This window comes from Roseateles sp., assembly GCF_019237615.1.
GTDB lineage: Bacteria > Pseudomonadota > Gammaproteobacteria > Burkholderiales > Burkholderiaceae_C > Pelomonas.
In genome coordinates, this window is sequence record NZ_JAFAGT010000047.1 from 1 (window position 1) to 15,471 (window position 15,471).

At 67.3% G+C, this 15,471-nt stretch carries 17 protein-coding genes; 11 read left to right on the top strand and 6 right to left on the bottom strand.

The window, feature by feature from the left end; genetic code table 11:
* The 5 genes from groL to JOY88_RS08315 form a co-directional block, all read right to left on the bottom strand.
* Positions 1–1,192: chaperonin GroEL (gene groL, locus JOY88_RS08295; RefSeq protein WP_293501791.1), on the bottom strand; the 1,192-nt coding region annotated here is incomplete at its 3' end.
* Between the two features lie 99 nt (positions 1,193–1,291).
* The gene (groES, locus tag JOY88_RS08300) at positions 1,292–1,582 is read right to left on the bottom strand and encodes a co-chaperone GroES (protein WP_293501792.1); all 291 of its coding nucleotides are present in this window, start codon (positions 1,580–1,582) and stop codon (positions 1,292–1,294) included.
* Positions 1,583–1,721: 139 nt separating this feature from the next.
* Complete coding sequence (locus tag JOY88_RS08305) at positions 1,722–1,916, bottom strand: hypothetical protein (protein WP_293501793.1); 195 nt, start codon at positions 1,914–1,916, stop codon at positions 1,722–1,724.
* Complete coding sequence (locus JOY88_RS08310; protein ID WP_293501794.1) at positions 1,913–2,974, bottom strand: hypothetical protein; 1,062 nt, start codon at positions 2,972–2,974, stop codon at positions 1,913–1,915. Before JOY88_RS08310 ends, JOY88_RS08305 begins: the two co-directional genes overlap by 4 nt.
* Before the next feature lie 489 nt (positions 2,975–3,463).
* Entirely contained in the window at positions 3,464–4,126 is a 663-nt protein-coding gene (locus tag JOY88_RS08315; protein WP_293501795.1) for a PEP-CTERM sorting domain-containing protein, read from the bottom strand.
* Positions 4,127–4,329: 203 nt separating this feature from the next.
* On the opposite strand from JOY88_RS08315, the gene JOY88_RS08320 reads away from it, so the two are divergent.
* The 5 genes from JOY88_RS08320 to JOY88_RS08340 all read left to right on the top strand — a co-directional run bounded on the left by JOY88_RS08320 (position 4,330) and on the right by JOY88_RS08340 (position 8,494).
* Positions 4,330–5,247, top strand: a complete 918-nt coding sequence (locus JOY88_RS08320; protein WP_293501796.1) for a LysR substrate-binding domain-containing protein — start codon at positions 4,330–4,332, stop codon at positions 5,245–5,247.
* Between the two features lie 121 nt (positions 5,248–5,368).
* Positions 5,369–6,256 carry an amino acid ABC transporter substrate-binding protein gene (locus JOY88_RS08325; RefSeq protein ID WP_293501797.1) on the top strand — a complete coding sequence of 296 codons (888 nt, stop codon included), beginning with the start codon at positions 5,369–5,371 and terminating at the stop codon, positions 6,254–6,256.
* 80 nt (positions 6,257–6,336) lie between these two features.
* On the top strand, positions 6,337–7,080 hold the full coding sequence (locus tag JOY88_RS08330; protein ID WP_293501798.1) for an amino acid ABC transporter permease: 744 nt from the start codon (positions 6,337–6,339) through the stop codon (positions 7,078–7,080).
* The gene (locus JOY88_RS08335) at positions 7,080–7,745 is read left to right on the top strand and encodes an amino acid ABC transporter permease (RefSeq protein WP_293501799.1); all 666 of its coding nucleotides are present in this window, start codon (positions 7,080–7,082) and stop codon (positions 7,743–7,745) included. Before JOY88_RS08330 ends, JOY88_RS08335 begins: the two co-directional genes overlap by 1 nt.
* Before the next feature lie 14 nt (positions 7,746–7,759).
* Positions 7,760–8,494: an amino acid ABC transporter ATP-binding protein gene (locus JOY88_RS08340; protein WP_293501800.1), complete on the top strand. Its 735-nt coding sequence runs from the start codon at positions 7,760–7,762 to the stop codon at positions 8,492–8,494.
* 135 nt (positions 8,495–8,629) lie between these two features.
* Here the strand turns inward: JOY88_RS08340 and JOY88_RS08345 are convergent, their stop codons facing one another.
* On the bottom strand, positions 8,630–9,406 hold the full coding sequence (locus JOY88_RS08345) for an SDR family NAD(P)-dependent oxidoreductase (RefSeq protein ID WP_293501801.1): 777 nt from the start codon (positions 9,404–9,406) through the stop codon (positions 8,630–8,632).
* Positions 9,407–9,502: 96 nt separating this feature from the next.
* Between JOY88_RS08345 and JOY88_RS08350 the strand changes: the two genes are divergently transcribed.
* The 6 genes from JOY88_RS08350 to JOY88_RS08375 are packed head-to-tail and all read left to right on the top strand — an operon-like array spanning position 9,503 to position 15,466.
* The gene (locus JOY88_RS08350; RefSeq protein ID WP_293501802.1) at positions 9,503–10,438 is read left to right on the top strand and encodes a LysR family transcriptional regulator; all 936 of its coding nucleotides are present in this window, start codon (positions 9,503–9,505) and stop codon (positions 10,436–10,438) included.
* The gene (gene pyrC, locus JOY88_RS08355) at positions 10,431–11,465 is read left to right on the top strand and encodes a dihydroorotase (protein ID WP_293501803.1); all 1,035 of its coding nucleotides are present in this window, start codon (positions 10,431–10,433) and stop codon (positions 11,463–11,465) included. Before JOY88_RS08350 ends, pyrC begins: the two co-directional genes overlap by 8 nt.
* A complete protein-coding gene (locus JOY88_RS08360; protein ID WP_293501804.1) occupies positions 11,462–12,379 on the top strand; it encodes an NYN domain-containing protein in 918 nt (305 codons plus the stop codon). The genes pyrC and JOY88_RS08360 overlap by 4 nt, the downstream gene beginning before the upstream one ends.
* Positions 12,376–13,077, top strand: coding sequence for a DUF3025 domain-containing protein (locus tag JOY88_RS08365; protein ID WP_293501805.1), 702 nt, complete (start codon positions 12,376–12,378; stop codon positions 13,075–13,077). Before JOY88_RS08360 ends, JOY88_RS08365 begins: the two co-directional genes overlap by 4 nt.
* Positions 13,077–14,465: a S1 family peptidase gene (locus JOY88_RS08370; RefSeq protein ID WP_293501806.1), complete on the top strand. Its 1,389-nt coding sequence runs from the start codon at positions 13,077–13,079 to the stop codon at positions 14,463–14,465. Before JOY88_RS08365 ends, JOY88_RS08370 begins: the two co-directional genes overlap by 1 nt.
* A complete protein-coding gene (locus JOY88_RS08375; RefSeq protein ID WP_293501807.1) occupies positions 14,438–15,466 on the top strand; it encodes an FHA domain-containing protein in 1,029 nt (342 codons plus the stop codon). The genes JOY88_RS08370 and JOY88_RS08375 overlap by 28 nt, the downstream gene beginning before the upstream one ends.
* Positions 15,467–15,471: the final 5 nt, after the last annotated feature.

The window sequence follows — 15,471 nt, forward strand, 5'->3', positions numbered from 1 at the left end:
CTTCAACGCGGGCCTTCTTTTCCTTCATTTCGACTTCGGTGGCTGCGCCGACCTTGATCACGGCCACGCCGCCGGCCAGCTTGGCCACGCGCTCTTGCAGCTTCTCGCGGTCGTAGTCGGAGGTGGCTTCCTCGATCTGGATGCGCACTTGCTTGACGCGTGCCTCGATGTCGGCTGCGGCGCCCGAGCCGTCGATGATGGTGGTGTTTTCCTTGCCCACTTGGACGCGCTTGGCCTGGCCCAGGTCGGCCAGGGTGACCTTTTCCAGCGTCAGGCCGACTTCTTCAGCGATGACCTTGCCGCCCGTCAGGATGGCGATGTCTTCCAGCATGGCCTTGCGGCGGTCGCCGAAGCCAGGGGCCTTGACGGCGACGACCTTCAGGATGCCGCGGATGGTGTTGACCACCAGCGTGGCCAGCGCTTCGCCGTCGACGTCTTCAGCGATGATCAGCAGCGGACGGCCGGCCTTGGCGACGGCTTCGAGCGTCGGCAGCAGGTCGCGGATGTTGGAGATCTTCTTGTCGAACAGCAGGACGAAGGGGTTGTCCAGCAGCGCGACTTGCTTCTCGGGGTTGTTGATGAAGTACGGCGACAGGTAGCCGCGGTCGAACTGCATGCCCTCGACGACGTCGAGTTCGTTGGCCAGGCTCTTGCCGTCTTCGACGGTGATGACGCCTTCCTTGCCGACCTTGTCCATGGCCGAGGCGATGATCTCGCCGATCGAGTCATCGCTGTTGGCCGAGATGGTGCCGACCTGGGCGATTTCCTTGGAGGTGGTGGTGGCCTTGGAGGCCTTCTTCAGCTGCTCGACCAGGGCGGCGACCGCCTTGTCGATGCCGCGCTTCAGGTCCATCGGGTTCATGCCGGCGGCCACGTACTTCATGCCCTCGCGCACGATGGCCTGGGCCAGCACGGTGGCGGTGGTGGTGCCGTCACCCGCGTTGTCGCTGGTCTTGGAAGCGACTTCCTTGACCATCTGGGCGCCCATGTTCTGGAGCTTGTCCTTGAGCTCGATTTCCTTGGCCACGGACACGCCGTCCTTGGTCACGGTGGGGGCGCCGAACGAGCGCTCCAGCACCACATTGCGGCCCTTGGGGCCCAGGGTCACCTTGACCGCATTGGCCAGGATGTTGACGCCCTCGACCATACGGGCACGGGCTTCGCCGCCAAAGATCACGTCTTTTGCTGCCATTTGGATTCTCCGAATACTTGAATTGGGGTCAGAGTCGACTTGTCGACGCTTGATCAGCGAGGGTGGGGCATCACTGCGTGATGGCCCATCCCCGTGAAATTACTTTTGCACGACGGCGAAGAGGTCCTCTTCGCGCATGACCAGCAGTTCCTCGCCGTCGACCTTGACGGCCTGGCCGGAGTACTTGCCGAACAGCACGCGGTCGCCGACGGTGACGTTCAGGGCCACGAACTCGCCCTTGTCGTTGCGCTTGCCCGGGCCGACGGCCAGGACTTCACCCTGGTCGGGCTTCTCGGCGGCGTTGTCGGGAATGACGATGCCCGAGGCGGTCTTGGTTTCTTGCTCCAGACGGCGAACGATCACGCGATCGTGCAGGGGGCGCAGCTTCATGGGATCTCCTTCAGAAGGGTAGGTGCTGAAGCGGCCACGGCCTGCACAGGCCGTGGCTCGCGAAAAACGGGACCTGCCGGCGGGCCAGTCGATCCGATTTCGTTAGCACTCATGTGTGTTGAGTGCTAGCAGTCAGGCATTATAGGGACGGCGTGTTGCGATTCAAGCCGTCCACGTCCTTCGTGCGGATCGCGCGGGCGCGATCGCCGGCGAAGAAGTGGTAGCCGGCCGCGAGGCTGCCGATGATGATGACGTTGGCCCGAACATCGGCCGGAGGCGCCTGGGCGACCTGGGCCAGGATCTCCGCTGGAGAGAGCGCTGCTTCTAGGTTCATGGCGCCTTCCTTGCGGCTTCACACAACTCGTACGCGAACTCCTCGGCCTCCGCCTGGAAGCCGAGGAGTTCCAGGTCGGCCAGGCAGTCCAGCCGCGCGGCCAACTCGGGCTCGCGCACGATGCTCTCTGGCGACCGGCAGTCGCGCCGCAGATGCAGCACGAGCGAAGGCTTGCGCTTGGCGGTGCCTGCATCCACCAGGCCCGCATCCAGCTTGGACACGAACCGAAGGTCACCGTCGTAGACGCTCAAGTCCAGCGGCGGCGAAGCCGTGATGTTCAGGTCGGGGAACAAGCGCGACGCACCCAGAACCCCGGAGATGGCTACCTTCTCCGCCACGCCCTTGCTTCGCAGAGAAAGGAGGCGGTTGGCCATGGCGCCGGGCATTCGTGCGAGACCCGATGGGGCAGCGTAGCGAAGCTCCTTGCCGGCAGCGCCGTGCTCGTCGGCCAGCTTGAGCAGCACCTTCGGCTGCAGCCACAGCTTGATCGGACCGTCGCGCTCGTCGGAGACGACGTTGAGCTGGAGCAACTCGGTCAGCGCGGCCGAGGCTGTCTGGTAGCTGGCGCCCGTCTGCCGGCGCAGGTCCGCGAGCGTCATCGGCGGCAAGCCGCAGAGAGATTGCTCGACTAGGACGGCCTTGACTTGCTGGCGAGTGACGCGGGTGGAAGCGTTGCCCATGCCTTCGTCCTGCACGGCCCCGTAGAGCGCGCGCAGGAACGGTTGCGGGAACTCGGGTGCTTCGCCGTTCAAGTGGAGGACCTGGCCGGTCTTGGCCGCGACCAGGTGAATGCGATGGGCGATCTCGGGGCGCACAACGGAACGGAAGCGGCTCAGCCCGGCTTCCAGGCGAGCGGTGGACAGGCGGCTGTCCACGATCACGCATAGGCCGGTTGCCGGTCGAGCGGCGCTGTCGACCGCATAGGCGAGCGCCAGCAGGCCCTCGCGGACGTCTCGCGCGGTGCTTGTGCGGCGGACTTCGGCCAGGACGTCTGGCCCCGCCGGGTTTTCCCAATGCAGCGAGACCAGCCCATCATCAGTAAAGTTGCGACCCGCCATTAAGTTGCCACTTAACTGATCAAGTCGCAACTTATCAAGCGCAGGGCCCACGCATCGGAGGCTCGTTCGGGTCCGCCTCTGCGGCCTGCGGAGCATGAAGCTGCGGAAGCAGTGCCTCTGGCGCCCGCCATCGGCAGCACGACACGACACGACACGACACGACACGACACGACACGACACGACACGACACGACACGACACGAAGGGCTGTGCCGTGCTCTTCGCGAGTCCCGGTGCTCCTATGCGGGTCGAAACTCCGGCTAGCGCCGGATGTGGCGGCTAGGCAATTGACCAGCAGCTTTCCGTTCAAAGTTTGCCGGTGGCTGCCCCGAAAGGTTCAGGCATGGGCGACGAAGCGCATCGATGTTGTTTGACGAGTTTCCAGATCTCCCCCGGGCGATCGATTCAGTGCTGCCCGGCATTCGACACCTGAGTGAGGGACAGGAAACAAAGAAGACCGCCGCAGCGGTCTTCTTTTGGCGGGCCGGCCTCAGCGCCGGGTGCGCCTGCGCGCCCAGCCCAGCGCGCCCAGCGCGCTCATGGCCAGAGCGACGCTGCCGGGCTCGGGCAACTGGCCCGGGTTGACAGCGGGCGTCGTGAAGCGCAGGTCGTCGAGCAGGATGGCCTGGTCGTCGGCACTGAACACGACGGAGTGGGCCACTCCGGTGAAGTTCAGCGTCACCGTTTCCGACCAGTTGCAGAAGGCGAAGCCACTGCAGCCGGCGGCGGTCAGGCCGGTCAGGCCGAGGCCCAGCTCCTTGCCGAGGTCATCGAAGACGTGGACGGCCAGGTTGGGGATGGTGACCCGGCCGGAATAGACGAAGGACAGCGAGTCGATGAAGCCGCCGGCAATGCTCAGCGTCAGCGACTTGGGGTTGTTGGTGCTGGGCCTGGTCGGGTCCTGGGCGAGCAAGAGAGCCCCGCAGCTGCCGGTCCGGATGAAGCTGATGTCGCCGGGATCGTGGCTGGGGCCGTAGGTGCAGGCCTCCGAGGTGGCGCCCCAGGCGGCGCCGCTGATGTTGACCCCGTGATAGCTGCCGGCCAGCGGAGCGGTGGTCGTCAGGTCCTCGAAATCCAGGAAGACCGTGCCGGCCATGGCCGATTGCAGGGTGGCTGTCAGGGCAAGGGCCAGAAGTTTGCTCATCGTGCGCATGACGTTCTCCGTCCAGGGTGTTCGAGTTGAGTTTGTGGGCGAATGTAAACAAGCTGCCTCAAAGTGGGCCGCCCCGGCCCCCTGCAGTTGGGGGGTCAGCACGGAGCCTGGGCCGCGCTTGAGGGGGGGGGCTGCTGCGGGAAATCCCGGAGCTCAAGCGGTGCTCGGAGGGTGGGGCGAAGGCCTTGGCTACACTGCCGTGGGTGGAAACCAAATGGCTTGAAGACTTCGTCAGCCTGGCCGAGACGCGCAGCTTTTCCCGCTCCGCCCAGCTCCGCCACGTGACCCAGCCGGCGTTCTCGCGCCGCATCCAGGCGCTGGAGGCCTGGGCCGGCGTCGATCTGGTCGACCGCTCCTCCTATCCGACGCGACTGACGGCTGCGGGCACCACCTTGCTGGCCCAGTCGGTCGAGCTGCTGGGCAATCTGCAGGCAACGCGCAACATGCTGCGCAGCCACCAGGCGGCGGACCAGGACATGATCGAGTTCGCCGTGCCGCATTCGCTGGCCTTCTCGTTCTTCCCGCATTGGCTGATGGGCCTGCGCCGCGGCTTTGGCGCGATCAAGTGCCGGCTCAACGCGGCCAATGTCCATGACGCGATGCTGCAGCTGAGCGAGGGCAACTGCGACCTGCTGCTGGTCTACCACCACGCCAGCCAGCCGCTGCAGCTGGACCCCGAGCGCTATCAGATGGTGTCGCTGGGCCACGAGACGCTATCGCCCTATGCGAAGGCCGACGCGCAGGGCGAGCCGATGTTCCGCCTGCCGGGCCGACCGGGACAGAAGATCCCGTTCCTGAGCTACGCCGCCGGTGCCTACCTGGGCCGGTTGGTCGAGCTCATCGTCAAGGAGGCCGACTGCGCGCTGAACCTGGACGCCATCTACGAGACCGACATGGCCGAAGGCCTGAAGGCGATGGCGCTGGAGGGGCATGGCTTTGCCTTCCTGCCGGCCAGCTCGGTGCAGAAGGAACTGGCCAGCGGCCGCCTCGTGCCGGCCGCGGCGCCGGGAACCTTCAGCGTCAGCATGGAATTGCGCATCTACCGCGAGCGGTCCGAGCTGTCGCGTCGCCAGAAGCCGGCGGCGCAAGCGCTGTGGGACTATCTTGCGTCGGCGGCATGACCTCATCCCGCATGTGCATGTCACGCGTAAACCCGTATTCGGGCCGCATGTATGGCGTGGTCTGCTCACGCCTGTTTGTTATCTCCGTTATCGATATCCACTTCCTGTCGCTGGAGTCTCCATGAAGAAAGCTTTGCTCGTCGCCGCCCTGCTGGCCGCCGTTTCCGCCGCGTATGCTGAGGACACGCTGAAGAAGATCAAGGACAGCGGCACCATCACGATGGGTGTGCGTGAGTCCTCGGGCCTGTCCTACACCATCGGTGACGGCAAGTACGTCGGCTACCACATCGATGTCTGCGAGCGCGTCATCGCCGACCTGCGCAAGCAGTTGGGCAGCAAGATCGACGTCAAGTACCAGCCGGTCACGTCGGCCAACCGCATCCCGCTGACGGTCAACGGCACGGTGGACCTGGAGTGCGGCTCCACCACCAACAACGTGGCCCGCCAGAAGGATGTGGCCTTTGCCGTGACGACCTATGTCGAGGAAGTGCGCATCGCCGTGAAGGCGAACTCCGGCATCAACTCGATCCACCAGCTCAACGGCAAGACCATCGCGACGACCACTGGCACCACCTCGGTGCAGACGCTGCGCAAGCATGAGCGCGCCACGGGCGTGGACTTCAAGGAAGTGTTCGGCAAGGACCACGCCGACAGCTTCCTGCTTCTGGACTCCGGCCGCGCCGATGCATTCGTGATGGACGGCTCCATCCTGGCCAAGAACATCGCCACGTCCAAGAACCCGGCCGACTTCAAGATCGTCGGCGAGGTGCTGTCCGTCGAGCCCATCGCCATCATGATGCGCAAGGACGACCCGGCCTTCAAGAAGGCCGTGGACGACAGCATCAAGGGCATGATGAAGTCGGGTGAAATGGCCAAGATCTACGACAAGTGGTTCCTGCAGCCCATCCCGCCGACCAACACCCGGATCGGCCTGCCGCTGTCCGTCGCCACCAAGGAGGCCTGGGCCAACCCCAACGACAAGCCGATGGAAGACTACGCGAAGAAGTGATTCGCGCATTGACCTGAACGACCGCAAAGCGGGTGCCTGGCACCCGCTTTGCTTTAGATGCAAGGCTTGAGGAGAGGGCCATGAGCTGGGATTGGCAGTTCTACTGCAACGACACCGCCACCGGGGAGGCGGTCGCCGGCTGCTTCGGGCCGGGCGGCAAGGAGCAGACCTATCTGCAGTGGATGCTGCACGCCTGGGGCTGGACGCTGACCGTCTCGCTGCTGGCGCTGCTGCTGGCGCTGGTTGTCGGCTCGCTGATCGGCATCATCCGCACGGCGCCGAACAAATGGCTGGCTCGCTTCGGCGAGGCGTGGACGGAGCTGTTCCGGAACATCCCGCTGCTGGTGCAGGTTTTCCTCTGGTACCACGTGCTGCCGTCGCTGTTTCCGGTGCTGCGCGAGGCCGTGTCATCGTCGGTGCTGGTCGTCTTCGCGTTGGGCTTCTTCACCAGCGCGCGCATCGGCGAGCAGGTCAAGGCCGGTATCCAGACCTTGCCCCGCGGCCAGCGCTACGCCGGCCAGGCGATGGGCATGACGCTGCCGCAGACCTACCGCTTCGTGCTGCTGCCGATGGCATTTCGCATCGTCATCCCGCCGCTGACGAGCGAGAGCATGAACATCGTCAAGAACTCGGCCGTGGCTTTCGCGGTCAGCATTCCCGAGCTGGCGCAGTTCGCTCAGCAGGCCTCTGAAGAGACCTCACATTTCGAGGAAATCTTCATCCCCGTGACGCTGCTCTATTTCGTCTCTGCCTTCGCGATCAACCGTGTCGCCAAGTTCATCGAGGCGCGTGTGCGCATCCCCGGCACGGTGGGAGCGAAGTGATGCTGAACCTCGACTACTCCTTCCTGAACTGGACCGTCATCCAGAGCTTCATCGCCAAAGGCTTCTGGTTCTCCATCCAGCTGACGCTGGTCGCGATGATCGGCGGCATCATCCTAGGCACGCTGCTGGCGATGATGCGGCTGTCCAGCCATCGCTGGCTGTCGGCGCCGGCGGCCTTCTACGTCGACACGCTGCGCTCCATCCCGCTGGTGATGGTGATCCTGTGGTTCTTCCTGCTCATCCCCAAGCTGCTTGGGCCTCTGGGTGGGCAGATGTCGGCCTTCATCACCTTCACGCTGTTCGAGGCCACCTACTACTCGGAGATCATGCGGGCCGGCATCCAGTCAGTGTCGCGCGGTCAGGTCAACGCAGGCTATGCGATGGGCATGAGCTACGGCCAGACGATGAAGCTCGTCGTACTGCCGCAGGCCTTCCGCAACATGCTGCCGGTGCTGCTGACGCAGACGATCATCCTGTTCCAGGACACGTCGCTGGTCTACGCGGTCGGCGAGTACGACCTGCTGAAGGGCTTCGAGGTCGCGGGCAAGAACTTCAACCGCCCGGTCGAGACCTATCTCGTCGCCGCCATCGTCTACTTCGTCATCTGCTTCGGCCTGTCGCAACTCGTGCGGCGCCTGCAGAAGAAGATCGCCATCATCCGTTGAGTGGGGTTGCCACCATGATCGACATCAAGAACATCTCCAAGTGGTATGGCAGCTTCCAGGTGCTGACCGACTGCACGACGTCCATCCGCAAGGGCGAGGTCGTCGTCGTCTGCGGGCCCTCGGGCTCGGGCAAGTCGACGCTGATCAAGACGGTCAACGCGCTGGAGCCCTTCCAGAAGGGCGACATCGTCGTCGACGGCGTCTCCATCGCCGACCCCAAGACCAACCTGCCCAAGCTGCGCTCGCGCGTGGGCATGGTGTTCCAGCACTTCGAGCTGTTCCCCCACCTGTCGGTGACGGAGAACCTGACCATCGCCCAGATCAAGGTGCTTGGCCGTTCGCCCGAAGACGCGAAGACCCGCGGCCTGAAGATGCTGGAGCGCGTGGGCCTGTCCGCGCACAAGGACAAGTTCCCCGGCCAGCTCTCCGGTGGCCAGCAGCAGCGCGTTGCCATCGCGCGTGCGCTGTCGATGGACCCCATCGTCATGCTGTTCGACGAACCGACGTCGGCGCTGGACCCCGAGATGGTCGGCGAGGTGCTGGACGTGATGGTGCAGCTTGCCAACGAGGGCATGACCATGATGTGCGTGACGCACGAGATGGGCTTTGCCAAGCGCGTCAGCAACCGCGTCATCTTCATGGACGCCGGCAAGATCATCGAGGACTGCTCCAGTGCCGACTTCTTCGGCAAGCCCGAGGAGCGCTCGCCGCGCGCCAAGGACTTCCTCGCCAAGATCCTGCAGCACTGAAACCCTTTGGCCAGGGCGGGCCCCGGCCGGTCCCCAAGTGGCGGCGATGCTTGCGGGATCGAGCCGCACGCATCGCCAACGCGGGCCGCCCTGGGAGCGGGCCGGCGCGCGGCCCGGCAACCGGGCCGTTTTCGATCAGAGGAACATGCCGCCCGACGCCTCCACGCGCTGGCCGGTGATCCAGCCCGCGCCAGGCCGCATCAGCGTGGCCGCCGCGCCGCCGATGTCTTCCGCCGCGCCGACACGACCCAGCGCCGTGACCGACGCGATGAAGCGGTTCAGCTCCGCGCTGTCTCTCACCGCGCCACCGTCGAAATCCGTCGCGATGGCGCCTGGCGCCAGCGTGTTGACGCGGATGCCGCGCGCCGCGAGCTCCTTGGCCTGATAGCGCGTCAGCACCTCGATGGCGCCCTTCATAGCCGCATAGGCCCCATAGCCAGGGATCGTGAAGCGTGCCAGGCCGCTGGAGATGTTCAGGATGCGGGCACCGCCCGCCTCGCCGCCGACCAGCAGCGGCAGCAGCGCCTGGGTCAGGAAGAACGGACCCTTCAGGTGGATGTCGAACAGCATCCCGAGCTGTTCGGGCGTCGTCTCCTCGAAGCTCACGTGCACGCCCGTGCCGGCGTTGTTGATGAGGCCGGCCAGGTGGCTGGCGCCCCAGGACGAGAGGCTTTCGCGCACCTTGTCGGCAAAGGCCGGGAAGCTGGCCGCGTCGGCCACATCCAGCGGCAGCGCCAGTGCGCGGCGGCCCTGCGCCCGGATCTGCGCGACGACGCCGTCCGCCGCGGCGGCGGCCTCGCGGTAGGTCAGCACGAGGTCGTGACCGTCGTGGGCCAGGGCCAGCGCCATCTGGGCACCCAGGCCACGGCTACCGCCGGTGATCAGGGTAATGGGGTGGGGTGTGGACGTCATGGTGGGCTCCGTCAAAGGTGTGAGTGGGACGGTGCTCAATTTATTGTTCTCATCGACATGGATAAAGTCGACTCAGACGAAATGACTGTGTTCTGAATGTCGACCAATCTCGATCTGGCCGCGCTGCGCGTTTTCCTGCAGGTGGCCGAACTGGCCCACTTCAGCCGTGCTGCCGAAGAACTGGGGCTGCCCAAGGGGCGGGTCAGCCAGGTCGTGCGCGAGCTGGAGGCGCGGTTGGGCACACGGTTGTTCCAGCGCACCACGCGGCGTGTCAGCCTGACCTCGGACGGCGAGCTGCTGGCCAAGCGCGCCCGCAGCCTGCTCGCCGACGCCGGAGAGATCGAGGCGCTGTTCAAGCAGGACCGGCAGCTCGGTGGCCGGCTGCGTGCGGACCTGCCTGTGCGCCTGGCGCTGGACCTCGTGCTTCCGGCCCTGCCCGCCTTCCTGGCGGCGCATCCGGGCCTGCAGGTGGAGCTGAGCTGCACGGACCGGCGCGTGGATCTGGTGGAGGAGGGCTTCGACTGCGTGCTGCGCGTGGGTGCCGTGCACGACCCCATGCTTGTCGCCAGGCCCGTGGGGCGGCTGCACATGATGAATGTCGCCAGCCCGGCCTACCTCGCCGTGCGCGGCACGCCCGCCACGCCCGCGGACCTGCTGGCGCAAGGCCATGAACTGGTCCACTACAGCCAGACCTGGGCGGACCGCCGCCCGCGCTTCGACTGGGTGGATGCCGAGGGCCGCGCGCACAGCCTGCAGCTGCCGGCGCGCGTCACCGTCAACCACACCGATGCCTACGAGATCGCTGCGCTGGCCGGCATGGGCATTGCGCAGGCACCCCGCGTGGGCCTGCGCTCGGCCGTGGCGGACGGGCGCCTCGTGCGCGTGCTGCCGGGCCATGAGCCTGCGCCACTGCCGGTGCAGCTGGTCGTGAGCCAGCGCCGCCACACGCCGCGGCGCGTGCGCGTCTTCATGGACTGGCTGACCGTGCTGCTTGCCGCGCATCTGGCCGACGACAATCCGGTCCATGACTGACACGCTCACCCTCACCCGGCCGGACGACTGGCATCTGCACCTGCGCGACGGGGCGGCGCTGGCCAGCGTGCTGCCCTACACGGCGCAGCAGTTCGCGCGCGCCATCGTCATGCCCAACCTGCGCCCGCCGGTGACCACCGCCGCGCAGGCCGTGGCCTACCGCGAGCGCATCCTGGCTGCGCTGCCGGAAGGAAGCGACTTCCAGCCGCTGATGACTCTCTACTTGACGGACAACACGCCCGTCGACGAGATCAAGCGCGCCAAGGACGCAGGCGTCGTCGCGCTCAAGCTCTACCCTGCGGGCGCCACGACCAACAGCGACGCCGGCGTGACCGACCTTCGCAAGACCTACCGGACGCTGGAAACGATGCAGCGCGAAGGCCTGCTGCTGCTGGTGCATGGCGAGGTGACCGACGGCGACATCGACGTCTTCGACCGCGAGGCCGTGTTCGTCGAGCGCGTCATGCAGCCGCTGCGCGCGGCCATGCCCGAGCTCAAGGTCGTCTTCGAGCACATCACGACCAAGGAAGCCGCGCAGTATGTGACCGCGGCCGACCGCTTCACGGCCGCCACCATCACGCCGCAGCACCTGCTCTACAACCGCAACGCCATCTTCACCGGCGGCTTGCGCCCGCATTACTACTGCCTGCCCGTGCTCAAGCGCGAGGAGCACCGCCAGGCGCTGCTGCAGGCCGCGGCCTCGGGCTCGCCCAAGTTCTTCCTCGGCACCGACAGCGCGCCTCATGCGGCGGTGATGAAGGAGAACTCGGTCTGCGGCGCCGGCTGCTTCACGGCCATCTCGGCGCTGGAGCTGTACGCCGAGGCCTTCGAGGCGATCGGCGCGCTTGACAAGCTGGACGCCTTTGCCGGTCACAACGGCCCCGACTTCTACGGCTTGCCGCGCAACAACGGTACCGTCACGCTCAGGCGCGAGCCCTGGTCGCTGCCCGAGGCCGTGCCCTTCGGCGAGGCGCAACTCAAGCCGCTGCGCGGCGGCGACACCCTGAACTGGAAACTGATCGCATGAACGACAACAAGAAAGTCGCCTTCCTCGTCGACTTCGACAACGTCGCCACCGACGTCATCGAGCAGGCCCTGAACATGGTGTTCAAGGACTACGGCGCTGCCCACATCCGCCGCGCCTACTGCAATGCCGAGCAGGCGCTGCGCGAGCAAGGCTTCCTGAAGCGCCTGGGCCTGCGCGCCATCGTCAATCTCGCCATCGGCAAGAACTCGACGGATATCGCGCTGGCCGCCGACGCGATGGACCTGGCCATCACCGAGAAGCCCGACGTCATCGTGCTGGTGTCGTCCGACAGCGACTTCGCGCCGCTGGTGCTGCGCCTGCGCGAGAAGGGCGCCTGGCTGCGCGGCTTCGGCCAGTACGGCAAGACCGGCGACGGCGTCATCCAGATCTACGACCAGTTCAACGAACTGGCCCATGGCAGTCCGAGGCCGGCGGCCAAACGCGAGCCGGCCAAGAAGGCCGCCGCACCCAAGCCGGCCGCGAGGAGGGCTGAGAAGAAGGCCGAGAAGGCTGCGCCGGCCAAGGCCGCCACCCCAATGCCCGCCCCGGTGTCGGCACCGGTGCCAGCCCCGGTGCCCGCACCGGTACCTGCACCGGTACCTGCACCGGTACCTGCACCGGCGCCCAAGCCCGCGCCGAAGCCCGCCCCGAAGGCGGTGGCCGCGCCCAAGCCGGCGCCCGCGCCTGTCGACGCCAACGTCGCCGCGGCGAAGGAGATCAACGCCGTCCTGGCGCTGCTGCCCAAGCTGGCGGACGGCCAATGGCACGACCTTGGCGCCGCCGCCAAGGCATTGAAGGAGGCCGGGCTGCTGGCCAAGACGGCACCGTCGACCAAGCTGTTCCGCAAGCACCCGCAGGCCTTCCAGTTGCAGCCGGACAAGAACCCCAACCAGGTCCGCTTCGGCCACGGATGATGGCACCCGACTGGGCGCGGCCCTGGTTCGCGCCCTACCGCGACGTGGCTGGGCCGGTACTGGCGCGGCTGGCGGCGGGCCAGCCGGTGCACCGGGCCCTGGACCATGAGCGCTTCGAGCCGGACCGGCCGCGGGCAACCGGCTACGAGCAGCACATCGCCGCCACCGGCCGCGTGCCGACACGCGACAACGCACACGACCTCTTCAACGGCCTGGTCTGGCTGCGCTGCCCGGTCCTCAAGGCGGCGCTGAACCGCGCACATGTCGCCGCGCCGCCGGCCCCGCCCGGGCGCCGCGGCCCCATGCGCGATGCGCTGACGCTGCTGGACGAGAGTGGCATGCTGCTCGCAGCGCCACCGGAGCTGCAGCAGGCCTTGCGCGAGCAGGACTGGACGGCCCTCTTCGTCACGCGGCGCGCGCTGTGGCAGCAGGCCCGCGCTCTCGTCGTGGGCCATGCGCTGCTTGAGAAATTGCTTGCACCGCGCCCGGCGTTGTGCGCCCGCGTCCTCCTCGTGGCCGACGTCGAGGCACCGCGGCTGCCTGCCACCCTCTGCCCGGCCGATATGCCGCCCCTGCCCGTGCTGGGCATCCCCGGCTGGTGGGCTGCGAATGCGTCACGCGAGTTCTATGCTGACGACCGGGTTTTTCGCCCAAAACGGCTAGCATCGTCGCCCGCCCAGGGAGGTTTCGCTTGTTGATGAGATCCTGTTTGAAGCCGCTGTTAGGTCTGGCCCTCGCTGGCCTGGCCGCCGTCGCCGCCGCGCAGCCGGCGCCGCCCGTGACGGCCGCGCAGCCGGCGCCGCCCGTGACGGCCGCGCCACCGCAGGCCCAGCAGCCGCCCACCGTGTCCGCCAGCGCGCGCCGGCTGTACGAGCGCAGCAAGGGCCAGTTGCTGCAGATCCGCACGCTGCTCAAGACCCAGGACAGCCAGGCCTCGGTGGGCTCGGGCTTCCTCGTCAGCGACGACGGCCATGTCGTCACCAACTACCACGTCATCAGCCAGTTCGCGCTGGAGCCCGACAGCTACCGGCTGCGCTACGCGACGACCGACGGCCAGAGCGGCGCCTTGGAGCTGCTGGACTTCGATGCCCGCCGCGACCTCGCGCTGCTGCGTGCCGTCGACGACGGCAAGGGTGGAGGACTGAAGGGTCGTGGCGCGTTGCAGTTCCGCCCGCAGAGCCAGCCGCTGGCCAAGGGCGAGCGCATCTACTCCATGGGCAACCCGCACGACGTGGCCTTTGCTGTCGTCGAGGGCAACTACAACGGCCTGGTGGAGCGCAGCTTCGACCCGCTGATCTACTACGCTGGTGGTATCAACCCCGGCATGAGCGGCGGCCCCGTGCTGGACGAGGACGGCCTGGTCGTCGGCGTCAACGTATCGACGCTGCTGTTCGCGCAGCAGGTCAGCTTCCTGGTGCCGGGCGAGTTCGCCGAGAGCCTGGTCAAGCGCAGCCTTGCCGCCAAGCCCATCCACGCGGCGGCCTGGGGCCGGCTGCGCGACCAGCTGATGCGCTACCAGGACGAGCTCGTCACGCGCTTCCTGGCCCAGCCCTGGGAGAGTGCCAACAACGACCGCTACCGCCTGCCGGTGCCCAAGCAGGACTTCATGCGCTGCTGGGGCCGGGGCACGCCGGCCGACACCAAGGGCCTGGACTTCGAGCGCTCGCAGTGCCGCATGGACCATCCCCTGTTCGTCAGCGGCAACTTGCAGACCGGTTGGCTGGACATGTCGCACGAGGCCTATGACGGCGCCAAGCTCGGCGCGTTGCGCTTCGCGCGCCAGTATTCGGGCAGCTTTCGCAACGAGCGTCTGGGGCAGGCCGACAAGTCGCGCACCGGGCCCTACTGCAAGGAGCAGTTCGTCGACCGCGACGGGCTCCCGCTGCGCGCGGTCGTCTGCCTGCGCGCCTACCGCAAGCTGGAGGGCCTGCATGACCTCACCGTCCTCGTGACGACGGTGGACGCCTCCAAGCAGGGCGCCCTGGGTCGCTTCGACGCCCGCGGCGTCAGCTTCGACAACGCGCTCAAGCTCGCGGCGCATTACCTGGAGGGCTTCGCGTGGACGAACAGCAGCAAGGCCAAGTGATGGCACCCGCCCTGGTGGCGCCGGGATCGGCCGTCGTCGAGCTGCTGGGCCGCGACGGCCGTGCCACCCTGGTGCAGCGCGTGACGCAATGGCCGGTGCGCATCGGCCGCTCGCCAGCCTGCGATATCGTGCTGGACGACGTCCACCTCGCCGCCGAGCATGCCGAGCTGCACCTGGCGCCGGACGGCGGCGTGCGGCTGAAGCTGCTGGAGAGCCGCAACGGCGGCCATCTCGGCAAGCAGCGGCTGACCAGCGGCGACGACGTGCCGCTGCCCATGGGCGGCGCCTTCCAGCTGGCCGGCTGCACGCTGCGCCTGCGCACCAGCGCTGACACGCTGGCGCCCGAGCATCTGCTCATCGTCGACAAGACGCGCCACTGGGCGCTGGTGCCGCTGCTGCTGCTGGTGATGCTGTTCTTCCAATGGGTGGACCGCTGGAGCGCAGTCGACCCCGACGCGCGCTGGGTCGACTACGCCTCGCCACTGCTGGCGCCGCTGGCCTTCGTGCTGGCCTGGGCGGGGCTGTGGTCGCTGGCCAGCCAGCTGTTCCGGCACCGCTTCCCGTTCACGACGCATCTGCGTCGGGTCCTGGTCGTCATCGTCGTGCTGCAGGGGCTGGACTGGACCCTGCCGGCCATCGCCTACGCTTTCTCCTGGCCGCGCCTGATGGCGCTGGAGTCGCTGGCCACGCCGGTCGGCACAGCGGTGCTGATCGCCTGGCATGCCCGGCTCGTCTGGCCGGGCACGCGGCGCATCCTGAACGGCGGCATCGCGGCGCTGCTCCTGCTGGGCCTGGGCCTGCAGGTCGGCAACCGCCAGGAGCAGCAATATGTGTTCGGTCCGCCCTACCTGGCCAGCCTGCCGCCGCCGGTGCTGCGCATCGCGGGCACCCGGCCGCCCGAGGCGCTGATCGAATCGCTGAAGCCGTTGAAGGCCGAGCTCGCCCGCCAGGCGCGCAAGGACAACGAGGGCTTCGAGGGGGACGAGGCGGGCGGCGAGTGAGCCAC